This is a genomic window from Streptomyces sp. LS1784, from assembly GCF_020103755.1.
In the GTDB taxonomy this organism is placed as follows: domain Bacteria; phylum Actinomycetota; class Actinomycetes; order Streptomycetales; family Streptomycetaceae; genus Kitasatospora.
This window is the reverse complement of record NZ_JAHSQD010001212.1, coordinates 1-752: the sequence shown is the minus strand read 5'-3', so window position 1 is coordinate 752 and position 752 is coordinate 1. Positions and strand designations below refer to the sequence as shown.

Genomic DNA, 752 nt, shown 5'->3' with positions numbered 1-752 from the left:
ACCTCGCGCGCCGAACTCGCCGCCGAGCGGGCCGGCGACGCCCGCAAGGACGCCGCCCGGACCCTCGCCGCCGAGCAGCGCACCGCCGCCCTGCTCGCCACCGAACAGCGCCTCGCCGACCTGCTCTCCCTCACCCCCTACCAAGAGGGCGCCGAGGAGGACGCCGGCTTCCTCACCCCCACCGTGCTCGACCGCAACGCCGAGTACCTGCGCGAACTCCTCGACGAGTCCATCGCCACCGCCGAACGCACCCTGTTCGACCTCCGTACGGCCGCCGCCGACGACTCCCGCATCCTCGCCGCCCTCGGCGACGGCGGTCTGCTGCCGCCCGGCCCGGACGTGCTCGCCACCGTCGAGTACCTCGCCGAGCACGGCATCCCGGCCCTGCCCGGCTGGCGCTACCTCGCCCAGTCCGTCGACCCGGCCGACCACGACGCGATCCTCGCCGCCCGCCCCGAACTGGTCGACGGCGTGGTCGTCACCGACCCGGCCTCGCTGGAGCGCGCCCGCGAGGCCCTGCAGGCCGCCGCCCTGCTGCCGCGCTCCACCGTCGCGGTCGGCGCCGCCGCCTCGCTGATCGCCCCGATCACCGACGAGCCGGCCTTCTTCCTCGTGCCGCCGAACCCGGCCATGCACGACGAGTCCGCCGCCGACGGCGAGCGCCGCGAACTGCGCGCCCGGGCGAGCGCCCGCGAGGAGCACATCCGCGAACTGGCCGGCCGCCTCGGCGCCGACCGCGCCCTCGCCGCCCG

General features: G+C 77.3%; 1 pseudogene. It reads left to right on the top strand.

What is annotated here, in order from left to right:
- Positions 1-752: pseudogene (locus KS423_RS46590) on the top strand (hypothetical protein); the annotation flags it as partial.